Source organism: Cryptosporangium japonicum (assembly GCF_039524755.1).
In the GTDB taxonomy this organism is placed as follows: domain Bacteria; phylum Actinomycetota; class Actinomycetes; order Mycobacteriales; family Cryptosporangiaceae; genus Cryptosporangium; species Cryptosporangium japonicum.
In genome coordinates, this window is sequence record NZ_BAAAGX010000033.1 from 314,302 (window position 1) to 331,250 (window position 16,949).

Genomic DNA, 16,949 nt, shown 5'->3' on the forward strand with positions numbered 1-16,949 from the left:
GAATGACCGCTCTGCTCCGCTGGCACCGTACGCGGCGCCGCACCGGCGACGAGGGCTTCACGCTCATCGAGCTGCTCGTGGTCGTCGTCATCATCGGCGTCCTGATCGCGATCGCCGTGCCGCTCTACAACAACTACAAAAAGGGCGCGCAGAACACGGCGGCACAGTCCGACGTGCGTAACGGCGTGACAGCGGTCGAGGCGTTCTACACGGCGAACGGCAACCAGTACCCGGCGAGCGTCACCGGTGCCCTGGGCAAGGATCTCGACCTCAAGTTGTCCGGCGCCACCGGCACCGCGACCGAGAAGATCGCGGTGTCGGCCGGCAACCAGCTCGTTCTCAAGTCGACGAACACCGCGAGCGGCACCACCCAGCCCGGCTACGCGATCTGCGGGTGGAGCTCGACCGGCAAGAACGTCTACGTCTACAAGAGCGTGACCGGCAAGACGACCAAGTACGGGCCGGACAAGACCACGCCGAACATCGCGGAATGCAAGATCACCGACCCGTGATCGACCGTCCTGCTCCCGGCCACCGCGGCCGGGAGCAGGACGTCTTTCGTTCTCCCTCCGAGCCACTGGAGCGCCACCCGTGTTCGTGCCCGACGACACCGTGATCACCGCCCTCGCCGGCGTGCTCGGTCTCGTCGTCGGGTCGTTCCTCAACGTGGTGGTGTACCGCGTCCCGCGGGCGCAGTCGCTGGTGCGCCCGGCCTCGCACTGCCCGGCGTGCGCGTCGCCGGTGCGGCCCTGGCACAACGTCCCGGTGCTCGGCTGGCTCGTGCTCCGGGGGCGCTGCGCCGACTGCCGGGCCCCGATCAGCGTGCGTTACCCGCTGGTGGAGCTGGGCACCGGCGTGCTGTTCGCCGCGGTGACCGCCCGGTTCGGGCTCTCCCCCGAGCTGCCGGCCTACCTGTACCTGGCCGCGATCGCGGTGGCGCTCGCGCTCATCGACCTGGACGTCATGCGGCTGCCCGACCGGATCGTTCTCCCCTCCTATCTGGTGACCGGGGTCCTGCTGCTCCTGGCCGCGGTCGCGGCCGGCTCCTGGCGGGACGCCGGGCGGGCCCTGCTGGCGATGGGCGCGCTCTACGCCGGCTACTGGCTGCTGGCGTTCGTCTACCCCGACGGGATGGGCTTCGGCGACGTGAAACTCGCCGGCCTGCTCGGGCTCTACCTCGGCTGGCTGGGGTGGAACTCGGTCTGGGTGGGCACGTTCGCCGGGTTCCTGGTGGGCGGGGTCGTCGGCGTGGTCCTGCTGGCCACGCGGCGGGCCACCGGCCGCACCGCGATCCCGTTCGGCCCGGCGATGCTCGTCGGCGGCTTCCTCGCCGTGTTCGCGGCGACGCCGATCACCGTCTGGTACAGCTCGCTGCTCCTCCCGAGCGGCTGAGCCACTGTTCGCTCGGTCCGGACGTCGCGATTGGGGGCATCGATGGGAACGACGAGCGTGATCGGCCTGGACATCGGCTCGACGTCGGTACGGGCGGTCGAGACCGACCAGGCGCGTGGCGGCGCGGTGGTCACCGCGGTCGGTGAGGTGGCGCTGCCGCCGGGCGCGGTCCAGGCCGGCGTGATCCAGGACGAGGCGGCCGTGACCGCCGCCGTCCGCCGGCTGCGTGCCTCTGCGCCGCTGCGGTCGAAGACGGCGGTGCTCGGCCTGACCAGCGCGCAGACCGTCGTCCGGGAGATGACGGTGGCCAACCTGCCCCGCAAGGAGATGCGTACCTCGCTGCCGTTCCAAGTCGGCGACATGCTTCCGCTGCCGGTCGACCGGGCGGTCCTCGACTTCCTCCCGCTCGAGACGTCCGACCGCGACACCGTGCGCGGGCTGCTGGTGGCCGCGCCCAAGGCGTCGACGCTCAGCGCGGTGACCGCCGTGGAGGCGGCCGGGTTGACCGTCGCCCGGGTGGACCTGGCCTCGCTGGCGCTGATGCGCGCGCTCGCCCAGCTCGACGGCGAGGCCGAGGCCATCGTCGACATCGGTGCCCAGCTCACCCAGGTCATCGTGCAGATCGACGGGCAGCCGCTCATCGTCCGGACGATTCCGCGGGGCGGGGCCGAGGTCACCGCCGCGGTCGCCAACCGGCTGCGGGTGGAGACCGGCGAGGCCGAGGAACTCAAGTGCCGGATCGGCCTGAACCGGGAGGAGAACGCCGAGGTCGCCGACGCGGTGAACGAGGCGATCCGCCCGCTGATGAACGAGATCCGCGGCTCGTTCGCGTACCTGACCGCGGGCGGCCGCGCGGCCGAGGTGGCCCGTCTGGTGCTCTCCGGTGGCGCCAGCCTGCTGCAGGGGCTCCGCTGGTCGCTGGCCGACCAGCTCGACGTCCCGGTGCACTCGGCTGACCTGTTCCGGCGGCTGCGTGGCTTCCGCGGCGACGACGTCGGTGACACCGCGCCGTCGCCGGCGTGCGCGATCGCCGTCGGCCTGACGCTGGGCGGCACCCGATGAGCGCGCCCGCACCCGCACCCGCTCCCGCACCGGTCGCCACGGCCGCGGACGAGCAACTGCTGCTGCTCGGCGCGAACCTGCTGCCGCCCGAGGTGGTGGCGCACCGGCAGGTCCGCAAGATCCGGTTGGTCATGATCGCGCTGCTCGTGGTCACCGCGCTGCTGGTGCTGACCGTGTACGCCGCGGCCTGGGTGCGGAAGGTCCGGAGCCAGGACGACCTGGACGCGGTCACCGACGCGTCCGGCCAGCTGCGCGCCCAGCAGAGCAGATACGGGGAACTGATCACCGCACAGGCGTCGGCGAACCAGATCAAGGGGCAGCTGGCGCTGCTGATGGCCGACGACGTCACCTGGACGCCGCTGGTCCGGTCGATCCGGAGCGCCACTCCCGCCGGGGTCGGCCTGACCGGTGTGCTCCTCAACGTCATCGACCCGTCGCAACGCTCGTCCGACGGGGTGATGACGTCCTCCGGGCTGCCGAGCGCGACCGGCAGCCCGATCGGCGCGCTGACGATCACCGGACTCTCGTCGAGCAACGCGGCGATCGCGACGTTCGTGGACTCGGTGGCGAAGATCTCCGGCATCACCGGAAGCTTGCTCACCAATGCCACCGCACAGGACAAAGGGATCGTGTTCGGCGTGAAGGCCGACCTCTCCCCGACCCTGCTGAGCAAGCTGTACGCCGAGTAGAGGAGCCGGTCATGATCGTTCCCGCACTGGGACTCCGTGGCGAGGGTTCGCTCTTCGACCCGGCCGCGTTCCGGATCAGCGCGTACCGATCCTGGGTGATCGGCGGTGTGGCCGGAGCCGTGGCCCTGATCCTGCTCGGCTGGCTCCTGCTGATCCGCCCCCAGCTGACCGAGGCGTCGGATCTCCGGGACCGCACCGCGACGGCGGAGGACGGGATCGCCGGGCTTCGCAAGCGGCTGGCCCAGGTGCGCGCCGAGAACGCGAACCTGGACAACTACCGCTCCGCCTACGCCACCGCCAGAACAGCACTGCCGACCAGCGACAAGATGACGACGTTCCTGCGCGACACCCAGTCGGCGGCAACCCTGGCGGCCACCTCGATCGAGGGCGTCTCGGTGGGCACACCGGTCGCGCTCGCCGACGGGGCCGTCTACGGGCTGCCGATCACCGTGGCGGCCGAAGGCTCCGCCACGGCACTCGACGGCTTCCTCCACCGGATGCAGCGGGTGCAGCCGCGCACCGTGCTGGTCAAGACGCTGAGCCTGGCCTCCGCCGAGGAGGACCCGGTGATGGACGGGAGGATCACGCTCACGATCGAGATGCAGGCGTTCGTCGCCCCGGCCGTCGGTACGGCCACGGAATCCACTGCGAACTGATGCGTCCGGACCACCGACGCGACCGGCCGGGCGGAGCCGACGACGGCTTCACGCTGGCCGAGTTGCTGGTGGCGATGAGCGTCGTCACGATCGTGATGACCTCGCTCGGCACGTTCTTCACCGCCACCGTGACCCGCACCGCGGCGCAGGGCAACGTCTCGACCGCGGTCCAGCTGGTCAGCGACGGGCTGGAGCGCGCGCGGGCGATCCGGGGCGCGAGCCTGGTCACCGGGCGGGACCGGACGTCGACGCTCCAGCAGTGGTCGGCCGCCGACCCGGTCGTCCGCCCGCTGCTGGCGACGATGCAGCAGGCCTACGACGCGAAGGCCACCTACCCCGACGGCCGGACCGCGCTCCTGCCGGCCGTGCCCGCGCCGGTGACGATCGACGGGCTGGGCTACACCCAGTCCTGGTTCATCGGGAGCTGCTGGCAGCTGCGGTCCGGCGGGGACTGCACCGCGGTGTCGTCCGTCGGGGCGGCCGAGTTCTACCGCGTCGTCGTCGAGGTCACCTGGCCGCACCGGGACTGCGCGGACAACCTCTGCACCCGCGTCGGCACGACGCTGGTGAGCAGCACCGCCGCCGATCCGCTCTTCGTCAGCGGGCAGAGCGCCAAGCCACCCACGGTCGTGAGCCCGGGAGCGCAGGTCGGCGAGATCACCGTCCCGGTGACGCTGACCGTGACCGCGACCGGCGGCGCGACCCCGCTGAGCTGGAGCGCCACCGGCCTGCCGCCGGGCGTGTCGATCAGCTCGAACGGCCTGATCAGCGGAACGCCGACCGCGGTGGGCAGCTACACCACCACGATCACCGCCACCGACGCGTTCGACCTGGTGGGCATCGCGACGTTCAGCTGGACGGTCAACGCGCTGCCCACGCTCGCCGCGATCGCGACGCAGAGCAGCCAGGGCGGGCAGCCGATCACGCCGCTGCAGCCGGCGCTGACCGGTGGCACCGCGCCGTTCACCTGGAAAGCCACGAACCTGCCGCCGGGGCTGACGATCGACGCGGTGACCGGTGCCGTCAGCGGCACGCCGACGACCGTCAACGCGAGCGGCAGCGCGGTCTCGATCACGGTCACCGACACGTACAAGAAGACCGCGTCGACGGCGTTCACCTGGAAGGTCCCGGTGCTCGTGCTGACCGCGATCCCGGCGCAGACCGACTCCGTGGGCTACCCGATCCCGACGCTGACCCCGGACGCGACCTGGGGCGTCAAGCCGTACACGTGGAAGGCCACGAGCCTGCCGACCGGTCTCTCGATCAACGCCTCGACCGGCGCGATCACCGGCACCCCGACGACGGTGGGCACGACGTCGGTGACGGTCACCGCCACCGACGCGGTGAACACCGTCAAGTCGACGGTGTTCAGCTGGGCCGTCGGGCCGAACGTCACGGCTCCGGGCGCGGCGCTCGCGGGCACCGTCGGCAGCGCGTTCTCGTACACGGCCACGGCGGCCACCGGCGGCACGAAGCCCTACGTGTGGTCGGCGGCCGGCCTGCCCGACGGGGTGTCGATCGACAGCGCCACCGGGGCGATCACCGGCACCCCGACCGTGTCGGGCCGGTTCATCTTCACGGTCACCGCCACCGCCGCCGCGCCCAGGCCGGCGGCCGGCTCGTCGATCCGGCTCGCGTTCACGGTGTCCGCGGTCGGCAGCGGGCTGAAGTTCGCCACCGCGCCGACCAGCCCGCTGAACACCGCGGCGGGCGCCACCGTCTCGCAGCAGGTCACCGGCACCGGCGGCAAGGCGCCCTACACGTGGGGCGTCACCGGCCTGCCCCCGGGGCTGAGCATGTCGGCGACCGGGCTGATCTCCGGGAAGCCGACCACGGTCGGGACGTACACCACGCAGATCACGCTCACCGACAGCCTCAACGCACGTGCCCGCTGGACGATCACCTGGAACATCACGTGAACCGCCGGCCCGACGACGCGGGGATCACGCTGATCGAGATGGCGATCTCGATGTTCGTCATGGGCCTGTTCATGACCGCGGCGATGTCCGGGATCCTCGCGCTCTACCGGACGACGAACCTGACCCAGTCCGGCAGTGAGGCCCAGCAGGACGTGACCGTCGCGTTCGGCCGGCTCGACCGGGAGGTGCGCTACTCCGCGGCCATCAGCGCGCCCGGCCTGATCGGTGAGGACTCCTACGTCGAGTTCCTCACCACCTGGAGCGGCACGCCGACCTGCACCCAGCTGCGGTTGAACCGGGCCACCGGCGAACTGCAGCAACGCACCTGGGACCAGAGCGCGTCGGCGCCGCAGCCGACCGGCTGGGCCCGGCTTGCGAGCGGCGTCACCGCGGACACCCCGTTCACTGTCGAGGACGTGGGCAGCCCGAAGGTCTACCAGCAGCTCTCGCTCAACATGACGATCGGCGCCGGCGGCTCGGCGAACCGGGCGACGCGGGGCTACCGGGTGGCGTTCACCGCGCAGAACTCCTCGTCGGTCGACACCAGGACCACCTGTGCGGAAGGCCGGGCACTGCCGTGAGACGACGCGACGACGGATCGCTACCGATCGCGATGCTGCTGACGCTGGTGGCGCTGTCCCTGAGCACGGTGGTGCTGGACTCGGTGGTGCGCCAGACCGTGACGGCCCGGACGGAGATCGCGCGGGCCGAGGCACTCAACGCCGCCCAGAGCGGGCTGGACGTCGGTATGGCCCACATCCGGGCGGCCAACGACGGCACGGTCGCGGGTGTGCTGTCGAAACTGCCGTGCGCGTCGCTGGCCGGTGCGGTGACCTCGGTGCTGCAGGGGTCGTACTCGGTCAGCGTCCGCTACTACGCGCAGGACCCCCAGGGCCAACCCGACAGCTGGTTGAACGGCAGCAGCCGGATCACCTGCGCGGCGTCCCAGGGGGTCGCGCGTACCCCGGCGTACGCGCTGCTGAGCTCGGTCGGGACCTACTCCGCCGGGCTCGGCGCGACGGTCCGCCGGACCTTGACCGCCGTCTACACGTTCCGGACGACGAACCAGAGCATCCCCGGCGGCCTGATCCACGTCTACCGGGCCAACACCAGCGAGACCGACCTGTGCCTGGACGCCGGCTCACCGACGCCGGCGTCGGGTACCGCGGTGACGCTGCAGGCCTGCAGTCCCGGCCTCCCGGCCCAGAACTTCGCCTACGACAACAAGCTGCGGATCCTCCTGCTGTCCTCGCGGACCACCGCGCTCCCGTCGGGCGTGTGCCTGGACGCCGCCACGCCGCACGCCGTCGGGAACCCGGTCGTGGTCGCCAACTGCACGACCCCGACCGTCCAGCCGCGCCAGCAGTGGAGCATCAACGACTCGGCGAACTTCGAGGGCACCACGAACGGGTCCTCGCTCGACGGTTACTGCTTCAACGCGAAGTTCCCCGGTGTCGAGGGCAGCCCGGTGGTGCTGGGCTCGGGCAACAACTGCCGGCGCAGCTACAACACCACCCAGAGCTTCTTCCCGGACGCCACCGTGGGCCCCGGCGCGGCCGGCCCGACGAACAGCCAGCTGGTCAACCTCGAACAGTTCGGCCGCTGCCTCGACGTGACCGACCAGAACGTCAACCAGTCGTTCCTGATCGCCTGGCCGTGCAAACAGGCTCCGGACCCGACCTACGTGGCGTGGAACCAGAAGTGGACGATGCCCGCCAATGGGGTCACCGGTCCGGTCGTCACCAAGCCGGGCAACCAGTACTGCCTGCGCAGCCCGCTGCTCGTGGGGACCGGGCAGTACGTCCGGGTCGTCCAGTGCGGCTCCGGCGGCGCGGCGCTGCAGTGGACCCGCCGCGAGGCCGACGACAGCTACCCGCTGAGCTACACGCTCGTCGACAGCGCCGGGAACTGCCTGACCACGACCGACCCGGACGCCAACCCGCCCGACCTGTTCAACACCGGGCAGCGCGTCACCAAGATCGTGGTGGCCGCGTGCGACGGGTCGGCGCGGCAGAAGTGGAACGCGCCGGTCACCGAACTCCAGGCGAGCCCGCTCAAAGGCGTCCACGAGGACTAGATTCCCGGGCATGGTGACGACGCCGGACTTCGATCGGGCGCTCCGCGGCGCCGACGTGGTGTCCGCGGGCCTGCTCTCGTTACCCACCGGGCGCCTCGTCGCCGCCGAACCGCCCGGCCTGCGTGCCCGCGACGAGGTCGCGGCCGGCGCCTTCGTCGAGACCGTGCCGCCCGGCGACTACACGGTCGAGGTCCTCCACGACGACGGTGTGGTGACCGCCGCCCGGGTGGTCGTGCGCCCCGGGCCGGTGAGCGAATGGCGCCCCGCGCTCACCGGCGACAGCCATCCGGACTGGACGCACGTCTACTTCCCGGTCGACGGCGGCACCGGCTCGTTCGGCTCGGTGGAGGTGTTCGAGACCCTCACCGACCCGGAGAACGCTGAGCTGATGATCGCCGACTTCTCGTTCGACCACGACGAACCGTCGATGTCCTACACCGACGAGAAGACCGGCGTGAACGTGATCGGGTTCCCGCTGGGTGGCGACGGCCGGTACGGGACCTACGTCGGCTACACCGCGAACGGCGAGGTCGCCTGCTTCCTCACCGACTACGGGATCTCCTAGGCCTCGGAGATACGTCCGGCCGAGGCGTGGAAACGCCGGTTGGTGCTCACCGCGTCGAGCATGCGCCGGTCGTGCGTGACGAGCAGCAGCGTGCCCGGGTAGTTCTCCAGCGCCGACTCGAGCTGCTCGATCGCCGGCAGGTCGAGGTGGTTGGTCGGCTCGTCGAGCACGAGCAGGTTGACGCCCTTGGCCTGCAGCAGCGCCAGCCCGGCCCGGGTGCGCTCCCCCGGCGACAGGCTCCCGGCCGGACGGTGGACGTGGTCGGCCTTGAGCCCGAACTTCGCCAGCAGCGTCCGGATCTCGCCCGGGGCCTGGTCCGGCAGCACCCGGGCGAACACGTCGAGGATCGTGTCGTCGCCGGCGAACAGGCCACGGGCCTGGTCCACCTCGCCCACGACCACACCGGGCCCGAGCGCGGCCGTGCCCTCGTCGGGCTCGATCCGGCCCAGCAGGACGCCGAGCAGCGTGCTCTTCCCCGATCCGTTGGCGCCGGTGAGCACCGCCCGGTCGGCCCAGTCGAGCTGCAGGTCCACCGGGCCGAGCGTGAAGTCGCCGCGGCGCACGACGACACCGCGCAGCGTGGCCACCACCGCACCGGAGCGGGGCGCGGCGGCGATCGTCATCCGCAGCTCCCACTCCTTGCGCGGCTCCTCGACGACGTCGAGCCGCTCGATCAGCCGCTCGGTCTGCCGGGCCTTCGCGGCCTGCTTCTCGGTGGCCTCGGTGCGGAACTTGCGTCCGATCTTGTCGTTGTCGGGTGCCTTGCGCCGGGCGTTCTTGACGCCCTTCTCCATCCAGGAGCGCTGGGTGCGGGCCCGGTCCATCAGCCCGGCGCGGGTGTCGGCGTACTCCTCGTAGGCCTCCCGGGCGTGCCGCCGGGCGACCTCACGCTCCTCCAGGTAGGCCGCGTACCCACCGCCGAACGTATTGATCTGCTGCTGGGCGAGGTCGAGTTCGACGACCGACGTCACCGTGCGGGCCAGGAACTCGCGGTCGTGGCTGACCAGCACGGTGCCGGTGCGCAGCTCGGACACGAACCGTTCGAGCCGCTCCAGCCCGTCCAGGTCCAGGTCGTTGGTCGGCTCGTCGAGCAGCACGACGTCGTAGCGGCTGAGCAGCAGTGACGCCAGCGCTGCCCGCGCGGCCTGGCCACCGGAGAGCCCGGTCATCGCCGCGTCGAGGTCGATCGAGAGCCCGAGGTCATCGGCGACGGTGTCGGCGCGCTCGGTCAGGTCGGCGCCGCCGAGCGCGAGCCAGCGGTCGAACGCCTCGGAGTAGGCGTCGTCGGCGCCGGGCCGGCTCTCGCTGAGCGCCTCGGTGGCCTCGTCGAGTTCCTGCTGGGCCCGGGTGACGCCGGTGCGGCGGCCGAGGAAGTCGCGGACGCTCTCGCCCGGGCGCCGCTCGGACTCCTGCGGCAGGTAGCCGACGGTGGCGGTGGCCGGGGTACGACGGACCGCGCCTTCCTGGGGTGTGTCCAGACCGGCCAGCAGACGCAACAGGGTGGACTTGCCCGCGCCGTTGGCACCGACGACGCCGATCACGTCCCCGGGAGCGACGACGAGGTCGAGACCGGAGAAGAGGGCGCGGTCACCGTGCCCGGCGGACAGGCCCTTGACGACCAGAGTGGCGCTCACCGGGCCACGATAGTTCAGACGCCGACGGGGTACGTTTCCCGCTCACCGCCGACCGCGGTAGCGTGCATCGGGACCAGCGCGGTCGTCTCCGGCAGCCAGACGAACGCGTCGTAGCGGTCTCCGAGGCGGGTCGGTACGTAGTTGCCGTACGCCTCGCGCGACGGCTGGTAGACGACGCCGATCGCCCGGTGCGCGAGCGTGTCGGTGAGCCAGGCCGGCCGGTCGTCGTCGAAGACGAACAGCGCGGGCTCGGGCACCGAGGCGTCCAGGATCGCCTCCAGCGAACCGGCGCGCGCGGGTGGCACCGGCATCACCTCCACCGGTGCGCCCCAGGCCGGGCCGGCGAGCACGTGGCCGCGGTGGCTGCCGAAGCCGACCAGCACGACGTCGTCGTCGCCCCAGCGTTCGCGGCCGAGCTGGCCGAGATTCACCATTCCGACGTCGGCCATGTCGGTGGCTCGGGCGTCGCCGATGTGCGTGTTGTGGGCCCAGACCACGGCCTTCGATCCCGGCCCGTAGTGCTGGAGCAGGCGGTCGAGGGTGTTGACCATGTGGACGTCGCGGACGTTCCAGGACTCCGGGCCGTTGCTGACCATCTCGCGGTAATAGTTCTCCGCGCCGACCGCGGCCTCGGCGTTCTGCAGGATGCCCAGGTCGGTGGTGCGGTACCGGAGCGTGGTCAGCAGCTCCACCAGCGGCGGCGCGCAGGTGGACCCCATCACGGTGGCCCACGCGTACTGCTGGGGGTCCTGGCCGTACGGGCCCAGGCAGCCGACGGCGGCCAGCGCCGCGGGCAGGTTCTCCGGGTCGTGCTCGCGCAGGTAGGCACAGATCTCGTCGAGCGACTCCCAGAGCGAGTACACGTCCAGGCCGTGGAAACCCACCGGGTCCGCGCGGGTGAGGTTCGCCTCCCGCAGCCCGGTCACGAAGTCGCCGACCTCCTCGTTGGCCCACATCCAGGTCGGCCACCGGTCGAACTCGGACAGCGCCTGCCGGGGGTCCGCGCCGCCACGCACGGCCCGGTCCACCCGGTCGCAGTCCGGCCAGTCGCCCTCCACCGCGACGAACGAGAAGCCCCGCTCGTCGATCAGCCGCCGGGTGAGCTCCGCCCGGCGGCGGTAGAACTCGTGCGTGCCGTGGCTGGCCTCGCCGAGCATCACGACGCGGGCGCCGCCGAGCCGGTCGAGCAGTGGGTCGAAGTCGCCGGCGTCCCGGAGCGGGCCGGCCAGAGCCTGGAGGTCGTCCCCGTGCATGGACGGCGGGTACCCGGCGAACCGGAGCTCACGCTTCTGAACAGCCATTTCGCGCGATTTTGGTAAACACGGTGCACGTTATTCGTTCTTGTGATTCACAGTTTGAAGCGGCGTATGGTGGACCGCGCTATCTGTCAAGACGGAAGGCCCGGTGACGATGATGAACGACTCCCCGACCGACCTGTCCCACGCCCACTGGCGCAAGGCCTCCAGAAGCACCGGCGCGAACACCGGCTGCGTGGAGGTCGCCGCCAACTTCCCCGTCGTGACCGCCGTGCGCGACAGCGTGCGCCCGGAGGACGGCGCGCACGTCGTGACCCGCGAGACGTTCGGTGCGTTCCTCGCCGACGTGAAGGCCGGTCGCTTCGACCTCTGACCCCCGTCGTCGATTGCACGGTGACACCCGCTCCGGGTGTCACCGTGCGGCGTTTTCCGGGCCCGGACCCTGACACCAATCGATGCAAGAAACGCCTGGTACCAGTGAATCTCGCCAATATGCATGAGAGAGTTGCCGCCGCCGCCGCACCTTCATAATCTGTGTTTCACAGATTTGGAGTCGCGCGGTCGGAGGAGTCAGGCGGATGACGTCAACGCTTCACGCACCTCGGTCGCGCACGCCGGTCGAGGTCGACAGTTTCCGGCCCAGCGCGGCCCGGATGTACGACTACTACCTGGGCGGCCGCAACCACCTCGCGGCCGACCGCGAAGCCGCCGACGCACTGCTCGACGCGGTGCCCGACATCGCCGTCGCGGCCCAGCAGAACCGCGCCTTCCTGCGGCGGGTCGTCGAGTACGCCGTCGGGCAGGGCGTCACGCAGTTCCTCGACCTCGGGTCCGGCTACACGTCGCCGGGCGGGGTTCCGGAGGTGGCCTGCGCCAGTGGCGCGGCGAGCCGGGTCGTCGCGGTGGACATCGACCCGGGCGTCACCGCCCAGGTCGGCTCGACCGCCCGGGCCACGGGGGTGTCCGGGCGGGTCGGGGCCATCCACGCCGATCTGTGCGACGCCGCCGGTGTGCTCGAGCACCCGGTCACCCGGCGCCTGCTCGACTTCGACCGGCCGGTCGCGATCCTCTGCCTCGCGGTGCTGCACTTCGTACCGGGCGACCTCGAGCGTGTCCTCGGGCCACTGCGTCGCGCGGCGGCCCCGGGGAGCCTGCTGGCGTTCTCGCACGCGGCGGCCGGCGAGACGCCGTCGACGACCGAGCGGATCACCCGGCTGGTCTACGACTGCACGCTGACGCCGCTGGTGCTGCGCTCCGCGGAGACCCTCACCGACGCGGTCGGCGGTCTCGACCTGGTCGAGCCGGGCATCGTCCCGGTGAACCGGTGGCACCCCGCGGGCACCGACGCGGCGGCGCCGGCCTCCGGCCTGCTGGGCGGCGTGGCGCGCCTCTGAGCCGATTGGCGGGGGTTCCGGGCGAACCGGGGGGCGGCCAGCCCGGAACTCCCGCCAATCTGTAGCTACGGCAGCGAATCCGAGAGCTGCTTCAGCGCCACCGTCGTGGCCATCGGCTCCAGTGCGGCGGCGCGGATGTCGGCGAAGATCCGCTTGTAGGTCTCCACGTCGACGCGGGAGTCCAGCTGCTGCACGGCCGCGTCGTTCTCCAGGAAGACGATGCCGGGCTCGTCACCCGGGAAGTCGAAGATGCTGATCAGGCTGCTCATGCCGGGGTGCGGGCCGTCGGCGAAGCGCAACAGCCGGATCTCGACGTTCGGGCGCAGGCTCATCGCGACCAGGTGCCGGAGCTGCGCGCGGCGCTCCTCCGGCGTGCCCCAGTGGTAGAGCAGCGAGGCCTCGGTGAGCACCACCACCAGTTCGACGTCGACGTCGTCGAGCGCACGCTGGCGGCGCTGCCGGGCCTCCAGGGCACGGGCGCGCCACCGCTCGGACTGCGTGCCGACGTTCATGTGCGCCTCGGTGTAGGCCGAGGTCTGCAGCAGGCCGGGCAGGATCAGCGGCATGTAGAGCGAGATGCACTCGGCGTCGGACTCGAACCCGGCGTACTCGTCGTCGCCGAAGACGTCGCCGTACTCGCGCCACCAGGACCGGTCCCTGGCGCGCATCGCCAGCGCCTCGAGCTCCTCGCGCTCGGCGTCGGGGACGCCGTAGATCCGGAGCAGGTCGCGGACGTCGCTCATCTCCGGGCGCTTCCAGACGTTCGCCTCGAACCGACCGACCTTGCCGCGACCCCAGTTGAGCTTGTCGCACACCTGGTTGGCGGTGTACTTGTTCTCCACCCGCAGCTCGACCAGCCGGCGCGCCAACCGTCTTTTCGCGACGGTGGGGCCGTACAGGGTGGTCACCGGCGTTCCTCCACTGGTCAGCATCGTGCGCTCACCGGGGGTGTCAGACGGCGTCGTCGAACTCGCCCTTACGGACGCCGTCGACGAAGCACTCCCACTCGAACCGGCTGTAGACCAGCACTCGCCCGTCCGGGTCCCCGGCGACCCGCATCAATACCCAACGCTCCTCGAGTGCATCGACGAATGCGACCTCGATGGCCCCGCGCCCGGTGCCGGACCGCTGCCAACTCTGCGTCTCGACGTCGACACGCAGGTCTTCCAGCGTCGGCTTCCGCGGCGGGGTCATGGAACAACGTTAGCGCTCTCCTCATGGCTTACGCGCAACGGCGGCATAGAACCACCGCGACCCGTCGTCGTCCGCGACCTCGGGATCCTCGGCCCCCCACTGGCCGACGTGGACGACGACCGGATCGGCGCCCGGGAACGGCGGCACGATCTCCAGGCCGTCGAAGAAACGGGTGAAGTCCGCCCGCGACCGGGACACCGCGCGAGCACCGGCCCTGGCCATCTCCGACCGGAGGTTGCCGACGACCCGCTCGGACTGCTGGTCGCTGGTGGGCGCGGAGACGGCCACGAACGAACCCGGCGGCACCGCCTCGACGTAGCGGCGCACCAGGCCCCACGGGTCGTCCTCGTCGGGCAGGAACTGGGTGACGGCGACCAGCAGGATCCCGACCGGCAGCTCGAGGTCGATCAGCTCCCGGGTGCGCGGCGCGGACAGCACCTGCTCGACGTCGCGGATGTCGGCGTGCACCATCGTGGCGCCGGCGACACCCCGGAGCAGGACCTCGCCCCGCTCGACCGCCAGCGGGTCCCGGTCGACGTAGACGACCCGGCCGTCCGGGCAGTGCTCGGCGAGCACCTCGTGCGTGCTGCGCTGGGTGGGCAACCCGGCCCCGAGGTCGAGGAACTGACGCACGCCCCACTCGTCGGCCATCCGGGCGACCGCGCGCTGCAGGAAGCCGCGGTTGGCCCAGGCCGACTCGGCCAGCTCCGGTAACGCCTTCATCACCCGGTCCGCGGCGTCCCGATCGGCGGCGGTGTTCGCCGACCCGCCCAGGAGGTAGTCGTAGATCCCGGCCGGGTTCGGCCGGTCGGCCGCGCCTGCCTCGTTCATCGGCGTCTCCACTGGACAGAGCGATGGGCCGTCCCGCAGCAGTCTGCCACTCCAGTGCAGCCGGTTCCGGTCCCCCTCGGCCATACGCCGAGGAATCAAAACCCGTTTTGGCACCCCAACCGCCGATGCCACGGGGTAAGAGGTTTTAGGGACGCTTAATACGTTATGTTCCTCTTGTCGGATACCAGGGGGGCCGGGACATGAGACATCGTCCGATACTGACCGCTTTCGGCGCCGCGGGGGCGGTGGCCGGGCTCCTGCTCTTCGGCGGCCCGACCGCGGCGGCACCGGACCCCGCTCCGCACCCCGCCCAACTGGACGCCGCGCGGCAGCTGGGCCTGCCCAACGTCGACAAGAAGAAGGCCGTGGCGACCGGGGCCGTCAACCCGTACCTGGGGTTGGTGCCGGAGCCGGCGAAGGTCGACTGGGGGTACTGGCGCAAGAAGATGGCCGCCGACGGGCGGCAGCGCACGGTGTCCGGCAAGGCGGGCAAGACCGATCCGCGCGGGCTCGCGGCCCGTGGCGTCGAACCGGTGTTCGTCGACGAGCTGGAGCCGTCACGCACGCTCGGCGGCAACGACAAGATCGGCACGGCCGAGACCCTGCCCCGCTTCGGCTCGGCCGAGGGCCGCACACCGTCCGCCCGGGTCGTGGGCACGCTCGCCGACGGACCGGCCGCCGTGCAGTTCGACCCGCCGAAGGAGGACAACGGGTCGATCCGGGTGGCGTCGAACGTCGTGCTGCCCGGGTCGCAGACGCGGCGGACCACCACCGGCCGGATCGGCGACGGACCGCACGGCTCCGAGGGCGACAAGAAGGGCGACTTCGACTTCTACCGCATCGCCACCGCGAAGGCCGGCCAGCGGCTCCTCGTCGACCTCGACACCCCGACCAGCAACGACGCGACGCAGCCGAAGCTCGACTCCGTCGTCGTCCTCTGGACGAAGGCCGGGAAAGCGATAGCGCTCAACGACGACGACGGCGAGACGCTCGACAGCCGGCTCGCGATCAACATCCCCGCCGACGGCGAGTACTTCGTCTCGGTGGGCGCCTACGACTCGCCGGTACCGGAGGACCCGTTCGACTCCGGCAGCGGCAAGGGCGTCGGTTCCGAGGGCGCCTACACGCTGACGTTCGGCCTGGACGCCGACGACGTGGACTACTACCAGGTCGACCTGCACGCCGGTGACGTGCTCGGCGCCTCGGTCAGCGGCTCGGCGCGCGAGCTCTCGGTCCGCGACCCCGAGGACCACCTGCGGATCACCTCGCGCCAGGACCAGTCCGGCATCTACCCGCCGACCTCACCGCTGCCCGGCGGCGGCAACGCCGTGCTCGCCCACGTGGCCGACGCGACCGGGCCGCACACGATCGCGGTCAGCAGCGGCGCCGGGCGCTACGACCTGACGCTGCAGGTGTACCGGCCCGGCCCGGAGAAGCGCGGCGCCAGCACCGTGCAGACGATCTTCCTCGACTTCGACGGGGCCCAGGTCAACACGAAGATCTGGGGCGGCACCGGGGTGCGGACGCTCTCCCCGTACCGCGCGTTCCTCGGCCGCTGGGGCCTGCGCGGCGACCAGGAGAGCGCGGCGATCGACGCGACGATCCGGTCGGTGCGCGAGAACCTCGAGCACGACTTCGGCGGCCGGGTGGCGATCCGGATCCTCAACAGCCGCGACAACCACGACCCGTGGGGCGAGCCGAACGTCAGCCGCGTGGTCATCGGCGGCAGCTCCGACGAGGCCGGGCTCTCCACCGTCGGCATCTCCCAGTCGGTCGACCCCGGCAACTTCGACACCGAGGAATCGGCGCTCGTCCTGCTCGACGACGTCTCCAACCCCGGCGGAGCCCGGAACACGTCGAACCCCTCGCTGCTGGCGTACCTGAACGGCTCCAGCAACCGGGTCGCGTTCGTGGGGCAGGCCGTCGGCAACGCGGTGTCCCACGAGATCGGGCACTTCCTGGGCAGCTGGCACACGGCCGCGTTCGACGACACCGCCGACCTGATGGACCAGGGTGGCAACTTCGCGGTGCTCTGGGGGGTGGGAGCCGACCAGATCGGCGGCACCGAGGACGACGACGACGTCGACTTCGGACGGGACGTGTTCAACCCGGGTGAGGGCTTCGCGGGGTCGCAGTCGACGAACGCGAACACCGAGTGGGGGCTGTCGGCCGTGCGCTAGTCGCCGCGGTTCTTCCGGCGGCGGGCGCGCCACCACGACGCGGCGAAGAACGCGAGCACGAGGAACGCGGAGATGCCCTCGAGCCACGAGGTGCCGCCGG

Annotated in this window: 17 protein-coding genes; 12 read left to right on the forward strand and 5 right to left on the reverse strand. The window is 71.5% G+C overall.

The genetic code is table 11. The annotated features are described in order from the left end of the window. Positions 1 to 2: 2 nt before the first annotated feature. The 9 genes from ABD437_RS37060 (at position 3) to ABD437_RS37100 (ending at position 8,360) form a co-directional block, all read left to right on the forward strand. Entirely contained in the window at positions 3 to 512 is a 510-nt protein-coding gene (locus tag ABD437_RS37060; RefSeq protein WP_344653632.1) for a type IV pilin protein, read from the forward strand. 85 nt (positions 513 to 597) lie between these two features. Beyond that, on the forward strand, positions 598 to 1,392 hold the full coding sequence (locus tag ABD437_RS37065) for a prepilin peptidase (protein WP_344653715.1): 795 nt from the start codon (positions 598 to 600) through the stop codon (positions 1,390 to 1,392). 42 nt (positions 1,393 to 1,434) lie between these two features. Then, on the forward strand, positions 1,435 to 2,454 hold the full coding sequence (gene pilM, locus ABD437_RS37070) for a type IV pilus assembly protein PilM (RefSeq protein ID WP_344653633.1): 1,020 nt from the start codon (positions 1,435 to 1,437) through the stop codon (positions 2,452 to 2,454). Further along, on the forward strand, positions 2,451 to 3,143 hold the full coding sequence (locus tag ABD437_RS37075) for a hypothetical protein (protein WP_344653634.1): 693 nt from the start codon (positions 2,451 to 2,453) through the stop codon (positions 3,141 to 3,143). The genes pilM and ABD437_RS37075 overlap by 4 nt, the downstream gene beginning before the upstream one ends. Positions 3,144 to 3,154: 11 nt before the next feature. Further along, positions 3,155 to 3,799 (forward strand): type 4a pilus biogenesis protein PilO, encoded by a 645-nt coding sequence (gene pilO / locus ABD437_RS37080; RefSeq protein WP_344653635.1) that lies wholly within the window; start codon positions 3,155 to 3,157, stop codon positions 3,797 to 3,799. Further along, complete coding sequence (locus ABD437_RS37085; RefSeq protein WP_344653636.1) at positions 3,799 to 5,718, forward strand: putative Ig domain-containing protein; 1,920 nt, start codon at positions 3,799 to 3,801, stop codon at positions 5,716 to 5,718. Before pilO ends, ABD437_RS37085 begins: the two co-directional genes overlap by 1 nt. Further along, positions 5,715 to 6,299 (forward strand): PulJ/GspJ family protein, encoded by a 585-nt coding sequence (locus ABD437_RS37090; RefSeq protein ID WP_344653637.1) that lies wholly within the window; start codon positions 5,715 to 5,717, stop codon positions 6,297 to 6,299. The genes ABD437_RS37085 and ABD437_RS37090 overlap by 4 nt, the downstream gene beginning before the upstream one ends. Then, positions 6,296 to 7,795 (forward strand): ricin-type beta-trefoil lectin domain protein, encoded by a 1,500-nt coding sequence (locus tag ABD437_RS37095; RefSeq protein ID WP_344653638.1) that lies wholly within the window; start codon positions 6,296 to 6,298, stop codon positions 7,793 to 7,795. The genes ABD437_RS37090 and ABD437_RS37095 overlap by 4 nt, the downstream gene beginning before the upstream one ends. Positions 7,796 to 7,805: 10 nt before the next feature. After that, complete coding sequence (locus ABD437_RS37100) at positions 7,806 to 8,360, forward strand: DUF4241 domain-containing protein (RefSeq protein WP_344653639.1); 555 nt, start codon at positions 7,806 to 7,808, stop codon at positions 8,358 to 8,360. Here the strand turns inward: ABD437_RS37100 and ABD437_RS37105 are convergent. Together ABD437_RS37105 and ABD437_RS37110 are read right to left on the reverse strand one after the other, a co-directional pair. Next, entirely contained in the window at positions 8,357 to 9,994 is a 1,638-nt protein-coding gene (locus ABD437_RS37105) for an ABC-F family ATP-binding cassette domain-containing protein (protein WP_344653640.1), read from the reverse strand. The two genes, ABD437_RS37100 and ABD437_RS37105, sit on opposite strands and share 4 nt — an antisense overlap. Positions 9,995 to 10,008: 14 nt before the next feature. Further along, positions 10,009 to 11,247 carry an erythromycin esterase family protein gene (locus ABD437_RS37110; RefSeq protein WP_344653716.1) on the reverse strand — a complete coding sequence of 413 codons (1,239 nt, stop codon included), beginning with the start codon at positions 11,245 to 11,247 and terminating at the stop codon, positions 10,009 to 10,011. A gap of 157 nt (positions 11,248 to 11,404) precedes the next feature. Between ABD437_RS37110 and ABD437_RS37115 the strand changes: the two genes are divergently transcribed. Then, positions 11,405 to 11,623 (forward strand): DUF397 domain-containing protein, encoded by a 219-nt coding sequence (locus tag ABD437_RS37115; RefSeq protein ID WP_344653717.1) that lies wholly within the window; start codon positions 11,405 to 11,407, stop codon positions 11,621 to 11,623. A gap of 205 nt (positions 11,624 to 11,828) precedes the next feature. Next, positions 11,829 to 12,644 carry an SAM-dependent methyltransferase gene (locus ABD437_RS37120; protein ID WP_344653641.1) on the forward strand — a complete coding sequence of 272 codons (816 nt, stop codon included), beginning with the start codon at positions 11,829 to 11,831 and terminating at the stop codon, positions 12,642 to 12,644. Positions 12,645 to 12,709: 65 nt separating this feature from the next. Here the strand turns inward: ABD437_RS37120 and ABD437_RS37125 are convergent, their stop codons facing one another. Genes ABD437_RS37125 through ABD437_RS37135 form a run of 3 tightly spaced genes read right to left on the reverse strand, consistent with a single transcriptional unit; the run spans position 12,710 to position 14,669 of the window. After that, positions 12,710 to 13,552 (reverse strand): helix-turn-helix domain-containing protein, encoded by an 843-nt coding sequence (locus ABD437_RS37125; RefSeq protein ID WP_344653642.1) that lies wholly within the window; start codon positions 13,550 to 13,552, stop codon positions 12,710 to 12,712. Positions 13,553 to 13,595: 43 nt separating this feature from the next. Next, entirely contained in the window at positions 13,596 to 13,838 is a 243-nt protein-coding gene (locus ABD437_RS37130; RefSeq protein ID WP_344653643.1) for a DUF397 domain-containing protein, read from the reverse strand. Between the two features lie 21 nt (positions 13,839 to 13,859). Then, complete coding sequence (locus tag ABD437_RS37135) at positions 13,860 to 14,669, reverse strand: SAM-dependent methyltransferase (protein ID WP_344653644.1); 810 nt, start codon at positions 14,667 to 14,669, stop codon at positions 13,860 to 13,862. 200 nt (positions 14,670 to 14,869) lie between these two features. On the opposite strand from ABD437_RS37135, the gene ABD437_RS37140 reads away from it, so the two are divergent. Further along, on the forward strand, positions 14,870 to 16,849 hold the full coding sequence (locus tag ABD437_RS37140; protein ID WP_344653645.1) for a hypothetical protein: 1,980 nt from the start codon (positions 14,870 to 14,872) through the stop codon (positions 16,847 to 16,849). Positions 16,850 to 16,949: the final 100 nt, after the last annotated feature.